22 protein-coding genes are annotated in these 22,576 nt (G+C 51.7%); 12 read left to right on the forward strand and 10 right to left on the reverse strand.

The genetic code is table 11. From position 1 onward, the window contains the following. Positions 1–30: 30 nt before the first annotated feature. On the forward strand, positions 31–846 hold the full coding sequence (locus CRP01_RS26990; RefSeq protein ID WP_099153173.1) for a pseudouridine synthase: 816 nt from the start codon (positions 31–33) through the stop codon (positions 844–846). Positions 847–962: 116 nt separating this feature from the next. Here the strand turns inward: CRP01_RS26990 and lipA are convergent, their stop codons facing one another. Together lipA and CRP01_RS27000 are read right to left on the reverse strand one after the other, a co-directional pair. Beyond that, positions 963–1,841 (reverse strand): lipoyl synthase, encoded by an 879-nt coding sequence (lipA, locus tag CRP01_RS26995; protein ID WP_099153174.1) that lies wholly within the window; start codon positions 1,839–1,841, stop codon positions 963–965. A 398-nt stretch (positions 1,842–2,239) separates the two neighbouring features. Then, positions 2,240–3,046 carry a hypothetical protein gene (locus tag CRP01_RS27000; RefSeq protein WP_143473547.1) on the reverse strand — a complete coding sequence of 269 codons (807 nt, stop codon included), beginning with the start codon at positions 3,044–3,046 and terminating at the stop codon, positions 2,240–2,242. Between the two features lie 313 nt (positions 3,047–3,359). Between CRP01_RS27000 and upp the strand changes: the two genes are divergently transcribed. From upp to CRP01_RS43210, 3 genes are all read left to right on the forward strand, one after another. Continuing rightward, positions 3,360–4,010: a uracil phosphoribosyltransferase gene (upp, locus tag CRP01_RS27005; RefSeq protein ID WP_185154578.1), complete on the forward strand. Its 651-nt coding sequence runs from the start codon at positions 3,360–3,362 to the stop codon at positions 4,008–4,010. Positions 4,011–4,123: 113 nt separating this feature from the next. After that, entirely contained in the window at positions 4,124–5,566 is a 1,443-nt protein-coding gene (locus tag CRP01_RS27010) for a sulfatase (protein ID WP_099153177.1), read from the forward strand. A gap of 154 nt (positions 5,567–5,720) precedes the next feature. Beyond that, positions 5,721–5,849, forward strand: coding sequence for a hypothetical protein (locus CRP01_RS43210; protein WP_262510339.1), 129 nt, complete (start codon positions 5,721–5,723; stop codon positions 5,847–5,849). A 325-nt stretch (positions 5,850–6,174) separates the two neighbouring features. On the opposite strand, the gene CRP01_RS27015 is transcribed toward CRP01_RS43210, so the two are convergent. Beyond that, positions 6,175–6,663: an RNA polymerase sigma factor gene (locus CRP01_RS27015; RefSeq protein WP_099153178.1), complete on the reverse strand. Its 489-nt coding sequence runs from the start codon at positions 6,661–6,663 to the stop codon at positions 6,175–6,177. 173 nt (positions 6,664–6,836) lie between these two features. On the opposite strand from CRP01_RS27015, the gene CRP01_RS27020 reads away from it, so the two are divergent. The 7 genes from CRP01_RS27020 (at position 6,837) to CRP01_RS27050 (ending at position 12,847) form a co-directional block, all read left to right on the forward strand. After that, complete coding sequence (locus CRP01_RS27020; RefSeq protein WP_099153179.1) at positions 6,837–7,106, forward strand: hypothetical protein; 270 nt, start codon at positions 6,837–6,839, stop codon at positions 7,104–7,106. A 216-nt stretch (positions 7,107–7,322) separates the two neighbouring features. Then, positions 7,323–7,769 (forward strand): hypothetical protein, encoded by a 447-nt coding sequence (locus CRP01_RS27025; RefSeq protein ID WP_099153180.1) that lies wholly within the window; start codon positions 7,323–7,325, stop codon positions 7,767–7,769. A 119-nt stretch (positions 7,770–7,888) separates the two neighbouring features. Then, on the forward strand, positions 7,889–8,440 hold the full coding sequence (locus CRP01_RS27030; RefSeq protein WP_099153181.1) for a hypothetical protein: 552 nt from the start codon (positions 7,889–7,891) through the stop codon (positions 8,438–8,440). 106 nt (positions 8,441–8,546) lie between these two features. Then, complete coding sequence (locus CRP01_RS27035; RefSeq protein WP_099153182.1) at positions 8,547–9,239, forward strand: LytR/AlgR family response regulator transcription factor; 693 nt, start codon at positions 8,547–8,549, stop codon at positions 9,237–9,239. A gap of 40 nt (positions 9,240–9,279) precedes the next feature. Next, entirely contained in the window at positions 9,280–11,508 is a 2,229-nt protein-coding gene (locus CRP01_RS27040) for an ATP-binding protein (protein WP_099153183.1), read from the forward strand. 122 nt (positions 11,509–11,630) lie between these two features. Further along, a complete protein-coding gene (locus CRP01_RS27045) occupies positions 11,631–12,215 on the forward strand; it encodes an RNA polymerase sigma factor (protein WP_099153184.1) in 585 nt (194 codons plus the stop codon). Positions 12,216–12,418: 203 nt separating this feature from the next. Beyond that, positions 12,419–12,847 (forward strand): DUF4783 domain-containing protein, encoded by a 429-nt coding sequence (locus CRP01_RS27050; RefSeq protein ID WP_170110553.1) that lies wholly within the window; start codon positions 12,419–12,421, stop codon positions 12,845–12,847. A gap of 27 nt (positions 12,848–12,874) precedes the next feature. Here the strand turns inward: CRP01_RS27050 and CRP01_RS27055 are convergent, their stop codons facing one another. The 7 genes from CRP01_RS27055 to CRP01_RS27085 form a co-directional block, all read right to left on the reverse strand. Further along, on the reverse strand, positions 12,875–13,342 hold the full coding sequence (locus CRP01_RS27055; RefSeq protein WP_099153186.1) for a hypothetical protein: 468 nt from the start codon (positions 13,340–13,342) through the stop codon (positions 12,875–12,877). A 263-nt stretch (positions 13,343–13,605) separates the two neighbouring features. Continuing rightward, a complete protein-coding gene (locus CRP01_RS27060) occupies positions 13,606–14,382 on the reverse strand; it encodes a DUF6503 family protein (protein ID WP_099153187.1) in 777 nt (258 codons plus the stop codon). A 107-nt stretch (positions 14,383–14,489) separates the two neighbouring features. Next, the gene (locus CRP01_RS27065; RefSeq protein ID WP_099153188.1) at positions 14,490–15,803 is read right to left on the reverse strand and encodes an alkaline phosphatase D family protein; all 1,314 of its coding nucleotides are present in this window, start codon (positions 15,801–15,803) and stop codon (positions 14,490–14,492) included. 43 nt (positions 15,804–15,846) lie between these two features. Beyond that, the gene (locus tag CRP01_RS27070; protein ID WP_099153189.1) at positions 15,847–16,950 is read right to left on the reverse strand and encodes an endonuclease; all 1,104 of its coding nucleotides are present in this window, start codon (positions 16,948–16,950) and stop codon (positions 15,847–15,849) included. A 173-nt stretch (positions 16,951–17,123) separates the two neighbouring features. Continuing rightward, complete coding sequence (locus tag CRP01_RS27075) at positions 17,124–17,693, reverse strand: hypothetical protein (protein ID WP_099153190.1); 570 nt, start codon at positions 17,691–17,693, stop codon at positions 17,124–17,126. A gap of 47 nt (positions 17,694–17,740) precedes the next feature. Then, entirely contained in the window at positions 17,741–17,965 is a 225-nt protein-coding gene (locus tag CRP01_RS27080; RefSeq protein ID WP_099153191.1) for a hypothetical protein, read from the reverse strand. A 138-nt stretch (positions 17,966–18,103) separates the two neighbouring features. Further along, entirely contained in the window at positions 18,104–18,997 is an 894-nt protein-coding gene (locus tag CRP01_RS27085) for a T9SS type A sorting domain-containing protein (protein ID WP_099153192.1), read from the reverse strand. Positions 18,998–19,234: 237 nt separating this feature from the next. Between CRP01_RS27085 and CRP01_RS27090 the strand changes: the two genes are divergently transcribed. Next, a complete protein-coding gene (locus CRP01_RS27090) occupies positions 19,235–22,552 on the forward strand; it encodes a WD40/YVTN/BNR-like repeat-containing protein (protein ID WP_099153193.1) in 3,318 nt (1,105 codons plus the stop codon). Positions 22,553–22,576: the final 24 nt, after the last annotated feature.

Here is a 22,576-nt window from a genome sequence, read left to right on the forward strand (position 1 = left end):
CATCCTTCACATCTATTTAAACGTTGCAAAATGTCTAAAAGCAGGAAACCTGAAAAGAAAAGATCCTTCCGTCCCAGCGCACCTCCCAAAAAAGAAAAGCAAGCCGCCGCACCCGTCGAACAGACCACTTCGGTCGTCGGCATGCGACTGAATAAATACGTTGCCCACTGTGGTGTTTGTTCGCGCCGGCAGGCCGCCGACTTCGTAAAAGCGGGGAAGGTAAGCGTGAACGGTAAGGTTGAACTTTCGCCGGCCTACCAGATCGAAGAGGGAGATCAGGTCTCCTTTGAGGGCAAACCCATCCAACCGGAAGAAAAGCTGGTCTACATTCTGATGAATAAACCGCGGGGCATTATCACCACCGTGAAAGACGATCAGGGACGCCGTACGGTGATCGATCTGGTTTCGGATAAGGTATCCGAGCGGATATTCCCCGTTGGCCGGCTCGATCGGGACACATCCGGTTTACTCCTGCTCACCAATGACGGCTCCCTGGCCGAGCGCATGATGCACCCCCGACACGAGACCAAAAAGGTCTACAACGTCACCCTTGATAAAACGGTGACCAAAGCCCATATGGAGGCCATTGCGGCCGGCCTGGAACTGGAGGACGGACCTGCCCCCATCAAATGGGTACAGTACCTGGATCCGGATAACAAGAAGGAAGTAGGGATAGAGATCGTGATCGGCCGGAACCGCATCGTACGCCGAATCTTCGAACATCTGGGCTATCGCGTGCGAAAACTGGATCGTGTCTATCTGGGGGGGCTCACTAAAAAAGACCTGCCACGGGGATGGTGGCGTTATCTGACGGACCAGGAAATCATCATGGTAAAGCACTTTTAGACAGGCCAATACTCCAGGCATACGTCCAATAGATCACCTCGATCGGAAAGCACCGGTTAAACCGGGAGAGTACCATCAGCCCTCTCCACTATCAATACCGTAATCGCATTCGGAATTTACACATTCACGTGCCGTTCGGCGTGGTAGGAAGAACGTACCAGCGGTCCGCTTTCCACGTATTTCAGACCTTTTGCCAGTCCAACCTCTTCGTAGCGCGCAAATTGATCCGGATGGACAAATTCCGCTACTTCCAGGTGCATTTTGGTGGGTTGCAGGTACTGACCGATAGTAAGGATATCACAACCGTGGGCTACCAGGTCATCCATGATCTTGAAGACTTCCTCTTCCGTTTCACCGAGGCCGACCATGATACCCGATTTGGTTCGTTTACCGGCGTCTTTGGTACGCTGGGTCTGTTCCAGGCTCCGGGCGTATTTGGCCTGTGGGCGCACTTTGCGGTACAGGCGCTCTACGGTCTCCATATTGTGAGAAACGACTTCCTGGCCACCGCTGATCATGCGGTCCAGCGCATCCCAGTTGGCTTTTACGTCCGGGATCAGGGTTTCGATCGTGGTTTCCGGGCTGATTTCCTTCACCGCCCGCACGGTCTGGTACCAGATCTCGGCACCGCGGTCTTTCAGTTCGTCGCGGTTCACGGAGGTGATCACGGCGTGTTTGACCTGCATTAATTTAATGGCTTCGGCTACCCGGCGGGGTTCGTCTTCGTCATATTCCGGCGGTCTGCCGGTCTTTACGGCGCAAAAAGAACAGGAACGGGTGCAGGTATTACCCAGTATCATAAAGGTGGCCGTGCCGGCTCCCCAGCATTCTCCCATGTTGGGGCAATTACCGCTCTGGCAGATGGTATGCAACTTATATTCATCCACCAGTGACCTCACTTTTTTATAGTTCTCCCCAATGGGCAGTTTCACCCGCAACCAGTCCGGTTTCCGGGTTCTTTCTTTCTTATTCTCTACAATTGGTAATTCCAGCATGAAAACGTTCCTTTTTTGGGTATTAGCCAGTGCAAAGATAACACTTATCCTTCATTTTGGTTGTATGCGTGGACTGGCTTATAGGTCAATCGCACTAAATTCTTAACACTCTTTTAGCGATCAAAGAGAGTCAAAAAAACCGGCCAATCCTATGCTCGTCACCAGGCTGTCAACCAAGAGGTGCGCACCCGTCTGGGCGCCCACTGCATTGGCCGATTCCCTCGTGTAAAACCTAATTTTTGTGATACCCTTATTTTGATGCGATTGTCTTAGCTCAATTTTCGGAATTGCTCTGGTAAGATCATTTAAATTCCAAAGGGCCCGTTCCAAAACGATAGAAGCCCGACCGGCATCTCATAACCGGTCGGGCTTCCAGGTATCGGGCTTATCTCCGATGCTTACCAGCGTTTACCCAGCTGCACATTGATGAACAGATTGATAAACAATGGCGAGTTCTCTATATCGCCGTTAGCAGTTTCCACCATGATGGGCACTTTCTTAAAATAGAAATCCACCATCACGCCGGCTTCCATGGCTTTTACGAATTCGTCAAACGCACCCCAGTCGAAGTGGAGCGCCATTTTAGCGTGGCCACCGGGGAGGATCTTAAGTTCGTCCAGCCCTTTCGAGAAACCCGAGGAACCGTAGATGAGCCCCAGGTTGGTAAAGTCGGCCGCATTTTCCTGCGTATAGCGTTCGCTGCGAATGAAGTAGTTATTTGATCCCGGATCAAGCGTCCGGTATAGCTCCAGGTAATAAGGCTTCAGCAGACCCAGAGAGGGGCCGGCTTCGTAGCTGATACCGATGGCGAGTCCTTTGTGTTTGGCTTTTTCCGAAAAATAGCGCTTTTCGCCCACGCCGCCCCGGAGTACAAAAAAGCTGTTTTGCTTTCCGAAAATGAAGGCACGGGATACTTTCCCCGCCGCGGCGGTCTGAAAATCGCTTTGGCGGTATTCCTTGATGTGCTTGAGCTCCCCGATCTCAAAATTCAGGAAACGGGTCAGATAGTAGGTATTGATGGTACCGATCTGGGTGCCGATAGCAAAGCCGTGCGTATGAAACTTCAGGTCAATGGTCAGCTCCTTATTGTACACAATACCGGCCCGGTCATCATAGTAGTTTTCTCCAGAATTTAAGTATTGCTGAGCATCTGCAACGACTGCCAGCAACAGAAAAGGAAGTACAATATATATAGCTCTTCTCATGGGCTATGTTCTGTGACCCCGTCGACCAACATTCAGGTGCGGGGTAATGTTAAAAAGGTAAAAATTTCGCTCCCAGGGGGATGGAAATGCGTGTACGATAATTATTTAACGTACAATTTAAGCAAATCATTTGATTAAAAATAGTCGTCCACCAGCCTTTAAGGGCGATTTGGACAAAAAAGTCCCGCTAACCGGATCGAAAGCAATAAAAATTGGTAGGTCGATGAATTTTCGCCAATTTTATGCCGCGTTAAGGGACTAGTTTATTAATAAAAAACAAGCGAGTTATCCTCTTGTTCAAATTATTTACGGAATGATCTTCAACCTGAGTAAACAGGCAAATATTGGGAACCAGTTTTTGGCAGAATTGCGGGATATTCACGTGCAAAAAGATCGGATGCGCTTCCGGCGAAACCTCGAAAGGGTCGGCGAAATTCTGGCCTACGAGTTGAGCAAGCGCTTAGAACACAAAGTGATAGAAGTAGAAACTCCGCTGGGAACAGCCACCGCTAATGTCCCGGCGGATCGTATTGTATTGGCTTCGATCCTGCGGGCCGGCTTGCCCTTGCACCAGGGATTACTGAATTATTTTGATCAGGCCGACAATGCCTTTATTTCCGCTTACCGCAAACACCATAAAGACGGCACCTTTGAGATCAATCTGGAATACGTTTCCTGCCCCGATCTGAACGATTGTGTCCTGATCCTGTGCGATCCGATGCTGGCCACCGGCGCTTCCATCGATATTACACTCCAGGAACTGAGTCCTTTCGGCACGCCCAAAGCGATCCACATCGTGACGGCCATTGCCGCTACCGCGGGCCTCAACCACGTGCGAAGACTGCACCGCAAAGCCCACATCTGGCTGGGAGCCGAGGACGAAGAACTGACGGCCAAGTCCTATATCGTGCCCGGACTGGGCGATGCCGGGGATCTGAGTTTTGGTCCTAAATTGCAGGAATAAGTAGGGATAATTTTGATGATCTGATGATCGTATGATTGGATCGGGGGAAATGACCACAGAACTCACCTGCCCGCTTGCGAAGCTTTTCTTTTACCAGACACCAGCGTTTAAATATGAAAAACTACCTGATCGTTATTGCATTTCTGGCTAGCCTGCAGTTGGTGGCCCAGGAAGAAAAGAAGATGAATGTGCTGTTCATCATTGCCGATGATCTTACCGCAACGGCCGTATCCGCTTACGAAAACAAAGTTTCCCGTACGCCCAATATTGATGCGCTGGCGGGCGAAGGGGTTCGGTTCACTTCAGCCTATTGCCAATACCCGGTATGTGGTCCTTCGCGGGCTTCGCTGATGTCGGGATATTATCCGAGTGCAACCGAGATATTCGGTTATGTCAGCGGTCGGGACGGGATCGGCCCGGAACGCCGGACCTGGGCGCAACTGTTCAAAGAGAACGGGTACTACACCGCCCGGGTGAGCAAGATCTTCCACATGGGCGTACCCATCGATATTGAAAAAGGCAGTGACGGTACGGATGACCCGGCCTCCTGGAACGAAAAATTCAACAGTCAGGGGCCGGAATGGCGGGCTCCCGGCGATGGAGAGCTGGTACAGGGAAACCCGGACGGCACCCTGCCGATCAAAGGGGGAAATGTGATGACGATCGTGAAAGCCGAGGGTGACGATATGGTGCATTCCGACGGAAAAACGGCCGAAAAGGCCAGCGCCCTGATCCGGGAACATAAGGATAAGCCTTTTTTCCTGGCGGTCGGTTTCGTTCGCCCCCATGTGCCCTTTGTTGCCCCCAAACCCTACTTTGAGCCCTATCCTTTTGAAGACATCATCATGCCACCCAAGGTGGAAAACGACTGGGATGATATTCCCAAAAAGGGGATCAACTACGTGACCAGCGTCAATGGCAAAATGAACCGGGAGCAGGAGAAAAAAGCCGTTGCCGCTTACTATGCCTCCGTTGCCTATATGGATGCTCAGGTCGGCAAAGTGCTGCAGACCCTTAAAGAGGAAGGTCTGGAGGATAACACCATTGTGGTATTTACTTCCGATCACGGATTTCACCTGGGCGAACACAACTTCTGGATGAAAGTCAGTCTCAAAGAAGAATCGGTACGGGTGCCCCTGATCATTAAAGTACCGGGCCAGGCGCCGGCGGTCAGTCACTCTCTGGTCGAACTGCTCGATCTGTACCCGACGATCTCCGAGCTGGCCGGACTGGAACATTCCGAGCATCTACAGGGTAAAAGTCTGACGACCGTACTGGAACAACCGGAAACGGAAGTACGGGATCTGGCCTTCTCGGTTACCCAGGGCGGCAACACCTTCCTGATCCGTACCAAAGACTGGGCCTACATTCAGTACCAGGAAGACGGTAGCCTGGGTATGGAATTGTTCGATATGCGGCGGGATCCGCAGCAATTTACCAACCTGGCTCACATTCCGGCCTACGCTCCGATCGTGGCTGAATTCCAGCAAAAATTGCGGGATAAACTGGAGGCCGTGCGGACCAATGATCTGGAAAAGGATTATTCCGATAAATAAATAGGGGCAGTGATCCGACAGGTAGGTCGCTTCGACGGCTTCACCGACAGATCATTCCCATCCAACGATACATATTCCCGATCCACCGAAGAATCCGGCGGCGTGATCAGAAGGAGCCTAACTTCGACTCAGTTTTTAAATAAAATATGGAGTTATGGCATCTTCACCGATGAAAAAAGAAATATTCGACCGCGACAAAGTAGCTCTGTGGTTTTTCATGGGCACTCTGGTCCTCGGTCTGATCCTGATCCTGGTTCTGCTGCTGAAAAATTATTTAACCTAGCAGTTGCTGCTCCGGGCATAGCCTTGGGATCTGAAGAACTATTTAGCGCATGTCAGTGCGATATTTTGGGTCAAGTCCAAAATTTGCGTGATTAAAACCTCAACGGCCTGGGCAGTTACACCCAGGCCGTTTTTCGTCTGTATTGCTCTCCGGGAAAAATTGATCCCGTTTGTGGTTTGTTTCCGAAAATGCTAAGTATGGATATGAGAAAGTGGCCGGCCGGGATCACAGTGGGAGCAGGCCCGGCATTCCGAAAGCCATCGGGAATACCCGATGCTTGCATGGAGCCTCCAGTCACTATGATCTGCCGCCCGGCGGGTACCGGTCAACTGGCGAGTCTTTGCTTTAAATAACCTCTGGCTGAGTGCATTCTGCTTTTAACCGTACCGATGGAAATGCCCATGTCTTCGGCAATTTCCCGGTAGGAAAAACCTTCGTAAAAAAGTTCAAGGGGTTTACTGTAATTGGTTGCCAGCGTGTGGATCTCGTTCAGGAGATCGTCGTATATCATTTTTTGTTCTCCGGAGTTTTCGATATGACTTTCAATTTTTTCTTCATCATAATAGGCCGAATCGTTTCTCCTTTTTTTCTGCTTGCGGTAGTCATTGATAAAGAGGTTCCGCATGATCATCGAAGACCAGGCTTTAAAGTTGGTCCCCATTTCGAATTTATCCTGATTACTCCAGATCCGGACGACGGTGTCCTGGAAAAGATCGTCCGCTGCCATTTCACTGGAAGTGTAATTGCGAGCCAACTGTTTCAGGTAAATAAGCTGGGAATCGATCAGGGCTTCGAAGTTCATTATCACATCCATGATTTTCGGTTTTTGTGGAAAGGACAGGAATCCGGACAAAGGTCACCCGTATGGCTGCAAAAAATTGATGCCGCTTAATCTGTAGCGCCTGGAGTCGATTGTGACCTTTGGTAAGCAGCCAGTCTTTTAGGGGATGAATGGAATTGCTCTTTTAAGACCTTAAAATATACACCATGGATCAGGATCAGCTTCGTCGGCACGGCCCCAAGGTTATTTTTCTTCTTCTGGCACTCCTGTTATTATTTCTCCTCTGGCCGGATTTAACCGATACCGGAGAGGAGAAAGAAAAGGTGCTGGAAGATCAGACCCGGATAGAACAGGAGGAACAAGCCGGCATTGAGAGCGCCGAAGAAAATACGACTCTGAAGCCGGCGCCGGAACTACGCGACGAAATAAGAGAAGTACCGGATACGATTCCCACTAATCTGGACTCAATTAAGTAATTCAAGTTTCGATACTTGAATTGTAGAGAGTAGATGGTAAAGCGTAGAGAGACTGCAACCGTTAAAATGAGCGATTTTGCTCCATTTTAACGATAGGTAATCCCTCTACCCGCTACTCTCTACCCGCTACCTAAGTTACATCGCAACTTAGATTAAATAAGAAAAGTGACCTCTCCCAAAGCGCTTGTCCTATCCGTAAACCAAATCCATTATGCTATGAAAAAGATCAAGATCGCAGTAATCGCCGGGATAACCGTCCTGAGCGCCTGCGAACAGGTCATTGACCCTTCGGATCAGGCCAAAGAACGCACGCCGGAAAATACTACGGTATTTGAAGCCTACGCGGTGACGGATGCCAATGCCTCGGTTCAGGCTTTCGGAGAAGTAGTGGAGGCCTTTGAAAAAAATGATGAGGGATTAGTCGCCCGGAAACTCCAGACCGGGATCAATGCGCTGGCCAACGAAGGCAAAAGTCTCAACGGCCAAACGAAAGTCCGGCTGGACCGCGCCATACGGAAGCTGGAGCAACTGCGCACGAACGTGATCGACGGTAAAGTGCCCAATATTGACGAGCTGCTGACCGCAATCTCCACCGCAGAGCAGGATGTACCCCATAAACTACTGGCCGGCTACGCGGAAACGGAAGTTGAACCGGGATCTTAGCTATCGTTTCGGCACCTCCATCCGTATCCAAAAAACCGGGAACAATACCGCAAAAGACCAAAAATATCATAATCGGCAGGGATTCGATCCTGCCGAAAGAACCACAAAAATTACCAGTCATGAAAAAGCAAATTGCATTATTCGTACTATCAGCCTTGACGGTAACGACGGTATCCGCCCAAGAAATGCTATTCTCCGCCAAATTGAAAAAAGAAGAAATTCCGGCCGTGGTGATCACCGCGCAGGAAAGTGATTATCCGGGTATGGAGATCACCGATTACGAGGCCGTGCCGCTGGAATTTATTGGAGAAGACTGGATCGTGCACCCCAACACGGCAGCCTTCGCCAATAAAGATTACGATACTTACCTGATCACCTTCTCGGGCGATCGACTGAAGGGGCAGGCTACTTACGATAGAGACGGTAACCTGATCTCGGCCCGCGAACGCATGGAAAACGTGCCGCTACCGCATTACATCCAGAGAGCCGTTGCTCAATCCTATCCCGGATGGGCGATGGCCATGGACCACGAGTTGTTGACTATTAACCGAAAAGGCCAGAAACGCGTGTACTACAGGATCGAACTTGATAAAGCTGGAAAAACTAGAAATGTAGTGTACGACGGTAATGCCAACGAAGTGAAAGAAGGTAAAGTCCATCATCTGGGATAGTTTCATTGCGAAGTAGAAGCGGTGGTCTGTCGGCTGGTCCTGTCACCAGTCCGGCAGACCATTTTCTATTAAGCTGCTTATCTTTGGGCGGGTAAAACGGAAAGAAATGAAATGCCTGATCGTAGACGATAACCCACTGGCCAGACTGGCATTGAAAAAAATGCTGGGCGGCGTAGCGGACCTGATCCTAATCGGGGAATGTGAAAATGCCATGGCGGCCTATAATCTGCTGCAAAAAGAACCGGCGGATGTACTTTTCCTGGATGTGGAAATGCCCGGCATGTCGGGGCTGGACCTCCTGAAAAGTCTGGATTACCAGCCGCAGGTGGTGCTGATCACTTCCAAAAAGGATTACGCCGCAGATGGTTTTGACCTGGAGGTTGTCGATTATATTGTAAAACCGGTTGAAATGCCGCGATTGTTGAAAGCCGTACAGCGCGCGCGGGACCGGTGGATACAGGCAGGCGGTTCCGGACAGGAAGGTACCGGGTCCACTATTTTTATCCGCGTAAACAATCAGCTGCTGAGCGTCAGGTACGAAGATATTCTCCAGGTACAGGCGCTGGGGGATTATGTCGTTTTCGTGACGGCGGACAAAAAATATCCCGTGCATCTGACCATGAAAGTGGTCGAGGAACGGCTGCCGGCAGATCGCTTCCTGCGCGTGCATCGCAGCCACATCGTAGCCGTGGATAAAATTACGAACCTGGAACAGAATTCACTACTTATCGATGATCAGGTGGTTCCCGTCAGCGAGGGGTATAAAAAGGCGCTGATGGAGCGATTGAATATATTTTAGGGACCGAATCTGCGGTGGGCCATTTGAAAAAACAGCGTGTATGAATCATGAACATAAACAGTCGATCAAGCTGGAAAAGCAGGACTGGCAGCTGGCGGCCGTGCTCCTTACGGCCATCCTGCTGGCGCTGGCGGCTCACCTGGTAACCATCGAAACGCTCGAAGAACTGGAAGCTTCCGGCAAGGAAGTCATGGGCGTATACGATGGCACCGAAAGCCTGCGGAGCCTGGACCGTCATCTGATCGAACTGGTGCACGCTCAGAACGATTTCGTCGACACCGGCGATGGCGCGATGACCCAACGGGCGGAGACCGCCGTTCGCGGGATCAAAAAAGATCTGGGTGAGATTAAGCTCTTTTTTCAGAACGATCTTACCGCTCCTTTTTTGAATCAACTGGATAGTCTGGTCGCCCAGAAGATCGCCTACCACCGCAACCTGATTGCGAAAGCCCAGACAGAAGGAATACAGCCCGAATTGCAAAACCTGGACCTCAACCGGGGCGAAATACTGCGGGATAGCATATTGGAAACAACCGACCAGCTGCGGCACTACCACCGGCAGTACATGCTGAACTATCTCGATAAAAAAAATGGCCTTTCTTCTACCCTGATGCTGATGAGTCTGGGCAGCGTGATTTTCGTTATGCTAATCGGCATTTTTTCCATCTATTACCTGATGAAAACGGCCCGCCGCCGGCGGGGCTTACTCAATAATCTGGTCGATGCAAAAGAGCATGCTGAACGGGCCGCGCTGCTGAAGGAACAGTTCATCGCCAACATGAGCCATGAGATCCGCACCCCGCTCAACGCTATTATCGGTTTTTCCAATCTGCTACAGCGTACCGACCTGCAAAACGACCAGCCCGAATTCGTACGCAGTATCCGAACGAGTAGTGAAAACCTGCTGTCCATTATTAACGACATTCTGGATTTTTCCAGGATCGAAGCGGGCGCCCTGCACCTGGAGATCATCCCCTTCCACCTGGAAGCGCTGATCGGATCGGTGGAGAGTATGTTTCGCTACCGCGAAAAGGATAAACCGATCCGTTTCCGGGTACTGCTTGTCGGGGAGATCCCCAGTGTTTTGCTGGGCGACCCGACCCGGCTTACCCAGATCCTGGTCAACCTTCTGGGTAATGCCTTCAAGTTCACGAACGAAGGTCAGGTGGAACTGGTGGTAAAAGCCGGAGCGCTTCAGAACGACCAGCAGTGGATGCATTTCGAGATCCGAGATACCGGTATCGGGATACCCCCGGAAAAGTTATCCAACATCTTTGATCGTTTTGCGCAGGCCAGTTCGGAGACTACCCGGAAATACGGGGGCGCCGGACTTGGGCTTACCATCACCCGACAGCTGGTGGATATCCAAAAAGGGAGAATAGAGGTAGTGAGTAAGGAAGGGGAAGGGACTACCTTTTTAGTGGATATTCCCTACCGGGTCTCAGCGGTAGCCCAGGAGGCAGACCGGCGTACGATCGCCGCGGCCCACCTATCCGAACCGGAAGAGGTCCGTATCCTGTTGGTGGAAGACAATCCGCTGAATCGCCGGATCGCGGCCTTACTGCTCGATGAATGGGGTTTTTCCCACGATCATGCGGGCAATGGCCGGGAAGCTTTGGAAAAACTATCTGACCGGAAATACGACCTGGTCCTGATGGATATTCAGATGCCCGAAATGGATGGATATACGGCCGTACGGAAAATGCGGGAAGAGATGGATCTGCAAACTCCCGTAATTGCTACTACCGCTCACGCATTTGCCGGAGAACGCGAAAAGTGTCTGCAATATGGCATGACCGAATACATTGCCAAACCGCTGAATGAACAGGAGCTGCTCCGGCTGATCCTGCAGTTGCTGCCCGCCGGCAAAAGGACGGAAGAGCAACCCATCCTCCCGGAGGCCGCCGGTATGGAAACCTCCCCACCGGCCTTCAACCGTGCTTATTTGCTGGAGATCGCCCAGGGGGATGAAGCAACTATTCGGGAAATGGCAACCATTTTCCTCGAACAATCTGCGCGGGAAATGGAAGCTATTGAGCAGGGGCTACGAGAGGAGGACCTCGCCGCAGCGGCAGCGGCGGCCCACAGTATGAAAAGTACGGCTTCCTATATGGGATTTGCGGCGTCCCTGAGTAAAACCATCGGTCACTTTGAGACCGAGTGCAGGAAGGATGTACCTTCACCGGAGGCGCTGCGGGACCAACTGGAAAAGATCGGGGAGGCCTTAGACGCAGCGGGCGCGCTGATCCGTCGCGAATTCCTGGCCTGAACGCCTACCGAAGCATTTACGGAACTCACCGAAGTATTTCCCCAATCTACCGAAAAAACCCATACCGGGGGGCGCTACGGACTAACTTGTAGGTATCAATTAAACAAAGAAAAAAGTTAGTCATGGAAACTGTCGCTCAAAACACCTTACAAGATCTGCCAGATAGCACCCTGGTCTACCAATATCAGTTAACACTGAATGAAATTTACTTTAGCACCCTGTACAAGCGGTATTACGAAAAGATGAACCGCTACTGCCTGAAAGCACTCGGCAACCCTACCGATGCGGCGGATATGGTACAGGACGTTTTCCTGAAGGCATTCGAGAAATTACCTACTCTCAACAATCCGGAACTGTGGGTAGCCTGGTTATTCAGGATCGCTCGTAATAAGATCATCAATCTTCACAAAAGACAGGCCCTGCGCCCGACCGACTCCCTGGAAGACAAAACCCCGGATATTCCGGCCACCAATGAGATAAAAGAAAAACTGGAACTGGAAAAAAAGTTGCTGGCTATTCCCCGCTTGCTCGGTAAGATGCCCAGCCAGCAGGCCAGGATCCTGCGGTTGAAATACATTGAACACCGCACTATTGAAAACCTCTGTGACGAGCTGCAATTGAAAGAAAGCGCCGTGAAAATGCGCCTGCTGAGGGCCAGAACCAATATCGTAAAAATGTACGAAGATCAATCCCGGGTCAGTGCCTGATCCCGGTGATCTTCGCCTGGACACTCATAAATTACGTTCTGAGATCAGAACTTGTTGATCATTGTTGACCGATCAAACCCGAATTCCGGGTCTGAAGGTTTTTAAGTTGTCGATGCTCCGCCTACCCTGAGAGGCGGAGCATTTTTTGTAGCTATACCGGTGACCGGCTCCCGGCCAAATGTCTTTTTATTAAATGCATGACCATGAAAAATCTAATCGCAATACTGTTCATTGCTCTGGCATTTGTCACGCTTATTTTGATCACGGCGATTGTATCCGTGCGTACCGAAGCACTCGAAGAAAAGGCCATACGGACGGATGAGGCGATCGTGGGAGCTTTGCAAACGGGGATGGCGGATCGGCTGAGTACTTTTTTTGCACCGGACGTTACTTTCTTTATTCCGGGACATCCTACTTCCAACGACAGCGCGGAGGCTACCCGACTGGTGCGGGGATTTATGAGCGCGCATCCGGTACAGAGTTTTGAAAAGAAAAGTATGTTGCCCGGCAGTGCTCCCAGTCTGTCTTACCTCAAAGGGATACTACACACGACTGATGATGATTTTGCGCTCTATGCTACCATTTACAACGGCAGGATAGAGCGCTTTGATCTGAACGAAGAGAAGAAGTAGGTCGCTAAACTGCGGCTACAGGGCCGCTTAATTGCGGTTAAAGAGATAAATAAAAATGATGGAAGCCAGGAAGCCCATACTCACGTCAACCAGGAAATTCCCCATGGCGTTCAGCGCAAATTTGAATCCACTGGAGATCGGCAGAGTCATGATACCCACCTCTACCGGTACGTGGATCAGAACGAAAATAATGTTGCAGGGCAGGGTGAATAAGGCCGTGGCGGCGGAGATCATCAAGCCGAGAATAATGGTGTCATTGGCTTCAAATCCCTCATTGAGCAAATGCTGGCCGCCGGCCCGAAAAGTACCTATTCCTATCATGAGAAAAAAGATCAGGTAGTTCAGCATGTGAAACCCCTGCCGTCCGTCCATACCGGCAAAATGGATCAGAAGTTCAAAAATGCTCATCAAAACGGCCGTGGCCGCACCGTAGAAAAGGGCGTATCTGAGAAATTCACCCAGATCGTGGTGCCGGGAAATTTTTAAGGATATCATAATACCTTGGTTTGGGAAGGTACCGGGAGATCGGGTTGGGAAACCAGAGAACCTGGAGAAATGGCGAAAAGCAGTGCTTTTCCCCAATCTCCCGATCACCCCGTCTAATAGCAAGGCAACTACAGGCATGGCCCGTATAGCTGCGATCTCCCAATACCTTCGAGGATTTAAACAACTTACTGGTCACTGAAAAGACCTTTTAAATCCCCAAGGTCACCACTGCATCCACAGCCGGAGAGATGTAAAAGCCCGATAGGGGAGGCCTAACGGAGCTGCACGCTAATATCTTCCGATTCGATGCGCGATAACTCCTTCATCTTTCCTTCATTGAACATACGGTCGAAAGTAGCTACTTCCCGGATTTCGGGTTCCGGCCGGTAGTTGACGTAATCCGCAAAGCGAATACCGTCGATGGTTCGTACATTATAAGCTTCCCGGAAGCGGGCGCCTCCGCCGTCAACGATGTAGTTATAGGCAAAATAGTCCATCGTAAAATCATCCTGGTGGATCCAGTAAACGAATTCATCTTCGAAGTCTTTGCCGCCGTCCGCCTGCCGGAAGGTCACTTTGACCTTGTGGTAGGTCTGGCCCTTGATATCGCCCTGCCCCAGGTAGGTTTTACGTACGGCGGGATCGTTCAGATAATAGGGCAGCAGTGCAAAATAAAGCACGGAATTGGTGCTATTGGCGTAAGCCGAACTGTCTTTGGCCGAGAGTTCCACCCGTTCGCCGTTAATCTCCCGGTAGAGTCGGTCGTTGGTCAGCACATCCCGGTACTGATCGCCGGTGGTATCCTGCCAGATCCGTTCGTAAGTGAAAGCACCTCCCTGCCGGTCGGAAATGTAATGGCGGTCCCGAAAGTCGAATTCGATATGGCTGTTGTCGACCTTGTCCCCACCGTGGGCACTTATCGCCTTATCGATGACCCACTGGGCACTATCGACGGCACTGCCTCCTTCGTTTTGGGAAAGCTGGTCGCCAGACTCATTCCCACAGGCCCAGAGAATGAGTAAGAGTAGAATGTACCAGGTATTTTTCATGCTTATTTTTTTGCAAAAATATGGTTTCACGATCATATGGAGTGTCGGTCCCGGAACAGTGTGTTGCAGAAGCCGCATCTCCGATCTCTGAATGAAGGTACGACACTTTATTCGCCGCCAATCTCATACTCCCACAATAATGCTCCCTGCGTATCCCGCACTTCGATCTGAATCCGGCGGTCATCCCGGGGACCGGTAACGTTCAGGATACCGAAATTCTGGATGCCCACATGGGTGCCGGGCACCCGCAGGGTATTGGGCTCGTCCGTGGCGTCATAGCTGCGGGAAGTCAGCGGGGAAATAGTAAGATCATAAACCGGGATACCGCGGTTGTTGACGTAGCGGCTCAGTTCCGTATGGTGCCGATCCCCTGTCAGGAAGACCACCCCGGTGATCCCTTCTTCCTCAATACGGTTCAGCAGATATTGTCTTTCTTCAAAATGCCGGTTGGCATAATTTTCGAACAGCGGCGCCGTGTTGAGTACCTGCCCGCCGACGGCCACCATTTTGTACGGTGCGTTGCTGTAGCTGAGGGCATCGATCAGCCATTCCAGTTGCGCTTTGCCTAGTATGGTCTTTTCTCCTCCCCGCCGGTCATTGGGGCTGCGGTGGTACCGGTTATCCAATAGGAAAAAATCGATGTCCATATACTGGAAAAAGCTGATCGCACCGGGCACGCCCGGAAGGCCGAAGGTCGGATTGCCCCAAAAAAGCTCGAAGGCCGCGAGCGTTTTATCCTTGTGGATGAAGCTGCGGTCGCTATTATTGGGGCCGAAGTCGTGATCGTCCCAGATGGCATAATTATGGGCGGTGGCCAGCAACTCCTGCATTTTGGGGATGGAGCGGGTGTGGGTGTAGCGGTGCAGGATCCCGGTTTGGGTGTACCAGTCTGCATCACCCAGGTAAATATTATCACCCAGCCAGAGCATCAGGTCCGGTTGCCGGTCGGCAATACTGGGAAAGATCTCGTAGCGGGCCGTGAATTCCGGGTTGGGCGCATCAAACAGGGGATCGATGGTATTGGTGCAGCTTCCGAGTGCGATCCGAAAATCGGGCGCACGGCCATCGCGCTTCCAGTTGGGCTGGGCGGTGAAGGTGGTAGGGTAGGGCAGGTCGACGACCGTACGGTTGATGATGAGCCGGTAGTCGTAGGTTACACCGGGCATCACCCGATCGGCGATGAATTTGGCGGTAAAAGCCCGTTCCGGTTCGGTCCGAATCTGCCCGGTATATAAGGTATCGCTCGGCTGGTCGGACTCCCAGTACATAAATTGCACCTCGGCGGCGGAAGTGGTCTGTACCCAGAGCAGGACTTCCCGCATTTCGTTGTAACCGAGCATGGGGCCGGACTGCAAAAGGGCGGATTGAGACCAGACCGTCAGGGAGCACCAGAACATCAAAACTGCCAGTACAAAACGCATGCCACTGTATTTTTAAATGAACGAATTGATTTCGGACGCAAGATCAAAGCTTGATCAGTTTCTGTGTATGCCACCAGGTATGTTCCGGGGTCCGGAACTCAAACTGCAGGGAATAAAGCCCGGCCGGGATAGGCTGTGTGTTGAGCTGACTCCGGTAAGACCCGCTGGATTGTCGGGCATCGACCAGCGTACGCAGCGGCCGGCCCAGCGCATCGACCAGTTGTATGTGTACCTGGACGACTTCGCTGAGTTCGTATTCAAAAGTGAATTGATCGGTGAATGGATTAGGAGCACTGTCCGTTGTCCGGAACGGGCGGGGAGGCGGGACGTCTTTCACCCGGGTAAATCCGCAGGCCGGCGGGGTGCGTTCCGGACAAAAAGCCCGATAAGCCAAAGTGCAATCCAGAATATAGGGATTGGGTTTATTATCCTGATAGGCAGCGATCGCCGCGTTGCGATCCCACTCCTGCTGGTCAACGGGATCCAGAACATGCCAGTCGCATAAAGTATTTTTCTGATCGGGGAAAAAATCCCGGTCGGCCAGTTCCGCTTCCGTCCGGTACATGGTGTAAAAGTAGAACATGGCCCGGGCGATATCGCCTTTCGAATTTTCCCGGACTTCAAACTGTCCGTTGCCCAGTTCGCTGTAGGCGTCAATATTGTCCGTTGGGGTGGCGGATTGTTTTCGATCCAGATAGTACCAGGCAGTGGTTTGCGGATCGGGTACTTCGCCGAACGGCAGATCTCCGCGATCGGAGTTGACGTCCACCCGACTGGGAAACAGATGGTGCATATCCGAACGGGCCATGTCTTCTTCGGCCCCTTTGGAGCGGGGGTAGGCGTGTTCGGTATTGATACCAGCGTCAAAAGCGGCCATAGTCGGATCCAGGCCGGGCGGCAGGTAGATCCGGTAACCGGTGTAAATGCAGACCAGGCTGTCATTTTGATTGAGGATGCGGCCGTAGAGGGTATCGCGGGCGTTACCGTAATTCAGGCCGGAGGCCGGTTTATAGGTCGAAACGAGGGAATCGAGGAGCTCTTCGCCGCCTAGGGCCGGGAACACGGAAGTCTGCGCGTGGACGCCGGAAAAACCTAGCCAGCAGTACAAAATAATGGAAAGTAAAGATCGACGGTGAGCGGTCAGCATGGGCAAATGGACAATTTTCTGAGCCGCAAATATAGTTATTCTCTAACGCCAAACCACCGGCCGGGCCGTTAATCCGACCCGGGGCCTTTCACCCAGAAATAATGGACCGAAGCCAATGATCATCGACTTCGGTCCGGTTTACTCATAGTATTTAATTCCCGCAGGAATCGTGTTTATTGCTCTTTGATCTTCTTTTTGCTGCGACTGACGGTGTTCTCCAACTCGGCCAGTTTGGCTTCGGCTTTCTGGATGGCCGCTTCGCGTTTGGAGATCTCTTCTTCGTTCATTTTTCCCTCGGCTTTGGCTTTAGCCAGTTTTTCCTTGGCCATATTGATCTTTTCCTTGGCTTCGGATTTTTTCTCTTCGGCCATTTCGATCTTTTCCTCGGCCATTTCCTTTTTCTCTTCGTGTCTGGCTTTGGCGGCGGCGGCTCTTTCCGCACCGAATTCTTTACCGCTCATATCGCTTTTATTCTTGCCGTAGGCATTGCCTTTTCCTTCCTTTGCCTTTTCGGGCTTTTCTTTTCGGTCTTCATCCATCTCTTCCAGATCATCATCGTCTTTCTCCTGCTGTGCTTTCTCCATTTTCTCCTTTCCGGCTTTGCCGCGCTCCTCTGCTTTTTCCGTTTTCTCCTTTTTGTCTTTCCCCTTGCCCTGAGACTGTCCCTGAGCGTAGGAAAGATTGGTAACAAAGGCCAGGCAAAGGATCAATATCCAACTCAATAATAAGGGCTGCTTTTTCATAATGATGCATTTTTGGTGGTAAAGAAAAGTAAAGGGATAGGGATGGATCAGTTCTGTTCTTCGGAAAACAAAGCGTCCAGGGAATCCAGGGCTTCATCCAGGTCGGCTACCGTGGAGTCGATGCTTTCGACACTTTCCTCCAGCGCTTCGCTGGCATTTTCCATTTCTACAATTTCCGTTTGAGAAACTTCATCGGCGGGTTCCTGTTGGCTGCCACAGGCAGTGATCAATAGGGCTCCGGCGAGGATCAGGGGTAAGGTGAACTTTTTCATACTGTTTTTGATTTACGTGTTTTGTGACGAAACGTCCTTGAAAAAGTAACATATTGACCTTCTAATTTAAAAAAGAAATCCCAGACCGGACGACTGCCGATCTGGGATATACTCACTGGGGGATGCTTCGTAAAGCGTTTACTGGATGACCAGTTTTTCTTTGAAGGTTTCGTTATTGCGTTGGATGACCATGTGATAAAACCCGGCCGGCAGGTTCCGGAATTGCGGGCTGAACAGGGCGTCGGGAGACTGGAATTGCATCACCCGTACTCCAGCGGCATTGTATAATTCCGCCTGATCGAAGGTACCCTGAATGTTCAGTTGCTGCCCCCGGCCTAGCGGATTGGGGAAGATGCGGAGGGTATTGGGTTCCTCACCGATATATAGGTTAGCGATAGAGGAATACTCGTACTGGCCGTCGAAGTCCATTTGTTTCAGCCGGAAATAGTGCTCACCGGTCGGCAGACCATCTACGGTAAATTCGTAATTCTGGGCTTCTTCGGTCGTACCCACTCCGGCTACAAAGCCGAGGGGTTCCCAGACTTCTCCGGTCTGGGTGTGTTCAACCATAAAGCCTTCGTTGTTCACTTCGGTTTCTGTCCCCCAGTTCAGGACCGCTTTGCCTTTGTCTTCTTCGGCATCGAAATACAGCAGTTTAACGGGGAGGAGCGCCGCTACATCCAGGCCACAGGAGCCGGAAGGAGTGACGATGTCGATCTCATCGAGAAAACGGGTCAGCAGGATACAGGGAAATACCGTATTCACCTGCCCCTGGAACTGAACGATCCCGGGGTCGGAAACGGAAAAAGCGACGAGCGGCTGGCCCAGTGCCTCGACACTGTAGGCGCCTACTTCGGTAGCAGTAATGGTGATGTTATAATTGATAACACAACCGGATCTCCGCAAGGAGCTAAATTCAAGGTCGGTAACCGTAACAGAGGTACCGGGTGCACCGCATTCGATGGTTTCCTGGGCGTTTAGGGTGGTGCTGAAGAGAAGAGCCAGGAGTAGATTGAAGTAAAAAATTTTCATGGTAATAATTTTATGGTTATAACTTGAATGCCAGCGTTGTTCACGGCGATTTACAGGGCTCTTGTTTTTGACTTAAATTGGGTACGGTCTGCCGTATACAGCTTTAACCGACCACAGGTGCAACCGTGTTTTACGGCTGAAAGCCCGTGTCGGCTATAGATTTCTTTTTACCTTTACTAAACAGTGCCAATTAGATCCGCGAATACCAATTCATTACTAACCACATACCAAATTACTATGCTATCTTTTCGATCAGCTTTTCAACTCCTTCTGGTGATTGCAATGATATTCCAGGCTTCTCCTGCGGAAGCACAAAAGAAAAAGGACAAGAATGATGAACAGGCTACAAAGTATTACCTGGACACCTTAGGACTAAACGGTTTGAGATTTCGATCTATAGGGCCCGCCTTAACTTCAGGTCGTATTTCAGATTTCGCGGTGCACCCGGCCAGGCCGAGCACCTATTACGTTGCCACTTCTTCCGGGGGGATTTGGAAGACTACTAATGCTGGTACTACCTTTCAACCAATTTTTGATCAGGAAAGTTCGTATTCAATTGGATGTATTGTAATAGATCCTAATAATACGAATATTTTATGGGTTGGCACAGGAGAAAATAACAATCAACGCTCAGTTTCTTACGGAGATGGAGTCTATAAAAGTGAGGATGGTGGAAATAGTTGGAAAAATGTCGGTTTGAAGTCATCTGAGCACATCGGAAAGATCATTGTCGACCCCCGAAATTCATCCGTGGTGTACGTCGCAGCCATCGGCCCGCTGTGGAGCTCGGGCGGCGAACGCGGCGTATATAAGACCACTGACGGCGGCGAAACCTGGGAGGCCGTACTAACGATCGACGAGCATACCGGCGTTACCGATCTGATCATGGACCCGCGCAATCCGGATGTCCTCTACGCAGCGGCTTTTCAACGCCGCCGGCACGTATTCACCTATGTGGGCGGTGGCCCCGGAAGCGATCTGTACAAAAGCGAGGACGGCGGAAAAACCTGGAAAAAAGCCAATCGGGGATTACCCTCGGGAGATAAGGGAAGGATCGGTCTGGCCATCTCACCCGCCGATCCCGAAGTACTGTACGCTCTGGTCGAAGCTCAGGATGGTAAAGGCGGCTTCTACCGGTCGACCAACCGGGGTGCCAGTTGGGAAAGAAGGAGCGGCCATACCACCAGTGGTAATTACTACGTGGAGATCGTTCCGCATCCGACCGACCCGGATATCATTTACAGCATGGATACCTGGCTGCAGTGGAGCACGGACGGCGGCCGCAGTTTCGAAATGGTAAACGAGCAGTACAAACACGTCGACAACCACTGTATGTGGATAGATCCGGCGGATACGGATCACTATCTGGTCGGTTGCGACGGCGGGATCTACGAATCCTGGGATGCGGCCGAGACCTGGGATTACAAGGCCAATCTGCCCATCACCCAATTTTATAAAGTGGCAGTGGATAATTCCCAGCCCTTCTACTATGTCTACGGAGGTACCCAGGACAACTTCAGTATGGGCGGACCTTCCCGTACCCGTAGCCGTAATGGTATTCCCAATTCGGACTGGTTCATTACCAACGGAGGGGATGGTTTCGAATCCCAGGTGGAACCCGATAATCCCAATGTAGTGTACGCCCAGTCCCAGTACGGCAATCTCGTGCGCTTTGACCGGGCCAGTGGGGAGAGCATGGGTATTCAGCCCCAGCCGCGGGACGGCGAAGAAGAATACCGCTGGAACTGGGATGCTCCCCTGGCGGTTTCCACCCACCAACCGACCCGGGTCTATTTTGCCGCAAATAAATTGTTTAAAAGCGACGACCGGGGCAATACCTGGCAGGTGATCAGTGAGGATCTGACCCGCCAGGTGGACCGCAATACCCTGAAGGTAATGGGCCGGGTGCAGAGTATCGACGCAGTGGCCAAGAACCGTTCCACTTCGCCCTACGGCACGATTGTGGCGTTTTCGGAAAGTCCGGTCAATCCGAACCTGCTGTGGGTGGGAACGGACGACGGACTGATCCAGATGACCGGCGACGGTGGAAATTCCTGGACAACCATTGATGCCAACCGCATCGCCGGGGTGCCGGAAAGGACCTACGTCAATGCCGTACTCGCCTCCCAACACGATGAAAATGTAGTGTACGCGGTTTTCAACCACCATAAATACGGTGACTTTACACCTTATGTATATAAGAGCACCGATAAGGGAAAAAGCTGGACGGCTATTGCTGCGGGCCTGCCGGAGCGGGGATCGGCCTATACGATCGCCGAAGATCATGTCGACCCGGATCTGTTGTTCCTGGGGACGGAATTCAGTTGCTTTTTCTCCAACAACGGCGGTAGCAACTGGAAGAAACTAAGTGCCGGTCTGCCGCCGATCGCCGTGCGGGATATCGCGATCCAGGAGCGGGAAAACGATCTGGTACTGGCTACCTTCGGCCGGGGTTTTTACGTAATGGATGATTATTCGCCCCTGCGGCATCTGGACCGGGAAGCGCTGACGGCGGAAGCCAGTATTCTGCCGGTCAAAGATGGCCTGCTGTTTATCGAGAGTACTCCATTGGGTTTAAGGGGTAACGGCTTTCTGGGGCACAGTCACTTCAGTACGCCCAACCCACCAGTAGGGGCCACTTTCACCTATTATATAAAGGAAGGCCACGAAAGCCTGGCGGACCAGCGGCAAAAACGCGAACGCGAACTGATCAAAGCGGGAAAAGATGTGACGTACCCCACTTACGAAGAACTGCTGGCCGAAGAGCGGGAAGAATCTCCGTATCTGGAATTTACCATTCGCGATCTGGACGGCAATATCATCCGCAAGTTGAATACCAGCCTGCGCAAAGGCGTACAGCGGATCGTCTGGGACGGCCGTTATCCGAGTTTGCGACCGGTAAGTCTGCGGTCCTCCGGATTTGATAATCCCTTTGCCAACGAGGATGTCGGCATTCTGGCGGTACCCGGGCCCTACACGGTTTCCCTATCCCGCAGTGTCAACGGCAAAATGGAAGAACTGGTAGCTCCCATGGAGTTCAAGCTGAAGACCCTCGGCGGGGAAACCCTGCCGGCGAAAGATCGCGATGCTTTGGCCGCATTCCAGCGGGAAGCACACGAATTGCAACGGGCCCTGAGCGGAGCTACCCAAATGATGAGCGACATCAACAACCGCATGCGGTATATTGAAAAAGCCATTCAGTCCGCACCGGCAGCAACGGCCGATCTGATGGCCGATTACCGGGCATTGGAACAGAAAATGTATACGCTGCGGCAGGATTTTTACGGCGACCGCCTGGCCGGCCGTCTGGACAAAGGTACCCAGGCCACGCTTACCAGTCGGCTGAACGGCCTGGTTTACGATATGTGGAATTCGACTTCGGCACCTACTGCCACCCAGCGGGAGGCTTTCCGACTGGCCAGCGCGGCTTTCCGTCCGCTGCTGCAGCGGGTACAGGATATTATGGATAAAGATGTGCGGGCACTCGAAGAAAAGCTCGAAAAAGCCGGCGCTCCCTACACGCCCGGCCGGGAAGTGGAATGGGGCAAAAACTGATCTGTAGCGCCCGGTAGCCCGCAC

Source organism: Flavilitoribacter nigricans DSM 23189 = NBRC 102662 (genome assembly GCF_002646595.1).
In the GTDB taxonomy this organism is placed as follows: domain Bacteria; phylum Bacteroidota; class Bacteroidia; order Chitinophagales; family Saprospiraceae; genus Flavilitoribacter; species Flavilitoribacter nigricans.

What these genes read in the sequence shown, in the direction of transcription:
- CRP01_RS27090 (WP_099153193.1), top strand. Translation starts at nt 19,235, where the DNA reads ATGCTATCTTTTCGATCAGCTTTTCAACTCCTTCTGGTGATTGCAATG.
- CRP01_RS27025 (WP_099153180.1), top strand. Translation starts at nt 7,323, where the DNA reads ATGAAAAAGATCAAGATCGCAGTAATCGCCGGGATAACCGTCCTGAGC.
- CRP01_RS27080 (WP_099153191.1), bottom strand. Translation starts at nt 17,965, where the DNA reads ATGAAAAAGTTCACCTTACCCCTGATCCTCGCCGGAGCCCTATTGATC.
- CRP01_RS27040 (WP_099153183.1), top strand. Translation starts at nt 9,280, where the DNA reads ATGAATCATGAACATAAACAGTCGATCAAGCTGGAAAAGCAGGACTGG.
- CRP01_RS27035 (WP_099153182.1), top strand. Translation starts at nt 8,547, where the DNA reads ATGAAATGCCTGATCGTAGACGATAACCCACTGGCCAGACTGGCATTG.
- CRP01_RS27065 (WP_099153188.1), bottom strand. Translation starts at nt 15,803, where the DNA reads ATGCGTTTTGTACTGGCAGTTTTGATGTTCTGGTGCTCCCTGACGGTC.
- CRP01_RS27010 (WP_099153177.1), top strand. Translation starts at nt 4,124, where the DNA reads ATGAAAAACTACCTGATCGTTATTGCATTTCTGGCTAGCCTGCAGTTG.
- CRP01_RS27030 (WP_099153181.1), top strand. Translation starts at nt 7,889, where the DNA reads ATGAAAAAGCAAATTGCATTATTCGTACTATCAGCCTTGACGGTAACG.
- CRP01_RS27055 (WP_099153186.1), bottom strand. Translation starts at nt 13,342, where the DNA reads ATGATATCCTTAAAAATTTCCCGGCACCACGATCTGGGTGAATTTCTC.
- upp (WP_185154578.1), top strand. Translation starts at nt 3,360, where the DNA reads ATGATCTTCAACCTGAGTAAACAGGCAAATATTGGGAACCAGTTTTTG.
- CRP01_RS26990 (WP_099153173.1), top strand. Translation starts at nt 31, where the DNA reads ATGTCTAAAAGCAGGAAACCTGAAAAGAAAAGATCCTTCCGTCCCAGC.
- lipA (WP_099153174.1), bottom strand. Translation starts at nt 1,841, where the DNA reads ATGCTGGAATTACCAATTGTAGAGAATAAGAAAGAAAGAACCCGGAAA.
- CRP01_RS27000 (WP_143473547.1), bottom strand. Translation starts at nt 3,046, where the DNA reads ATGAGAAGAGCTATATATATTGTACTTCCTTTTCTGTTGCTGGCAGTC.
- CRP01_RS27085 (WP_099153192.1), bottom strand. Translation starts at nt 18,997, where the DNA reads ATGAAAATTTTTTACTTCAATCTACTCCTGGCTCTTCTCTTCAGCACC.
- CRP01_RS43210 (WP_262510339.1), top strand. Translation starts at nt 5,721, where the DNA reads ATGGCATCTTCACCGATGAAAAAAGAAATATTCGACCGCGACAAAGTA.
- CRP01_RS27050 (WP_170110553.1), top strand. Translation starts at nt 12,419, where the DNA reads ATGAAAAATCTAATCGCAATACTGTTCATTGCTCTGGCATTTGTCACG.
- CRP01_RS27075 (WP_099153190.1), bottom strand. Translation starts at nt 17,693, where the DNA reads ATGAAAAAGCAGCCCTTATTATTGAGTTGGATATTGATCCTTTGCCTG.
- CRP01_RS27060 (WP_099153187.1), bottom strand. Translation starts at nt 14,382, where the DNA reads ATGAAAAATACCTGGTACATTCTACTCTTACTCATTCTCTGGGCCTGT.
- CRP01_RS27020 (WP_099153179.1), top strand. Translation starts at nt 6,837, where the DNA reads ATGGATCAGGATCAGCTTCGTCGGCACGGCCCCAAGGTTATTTTTCTT.
- CRP01_RS27045 (WP_099153184.1), top strand. Translation starts at nt 11,631, where the DNA reads ATGGAAACTGTCGCTCAAAACACCTTACAAGATCTGCCAGATAGCACC.
- CRP01_RS27070 (WP_099153189.1), bottom strand. Translation starts at nt 16,950, where the DNA reads ATGCTGACCGCTCACCGTCGATCTTTACTTTCCATTATTTTGTACTGC.
- CRP01_RS27015 (WP_099153178.1), bottom strand. Translation starts at nt 6,663, where the DNA reads ATGGATGTGATAATGAACTTCGAAGCCCTGATCGATTCCCAGCTTATT.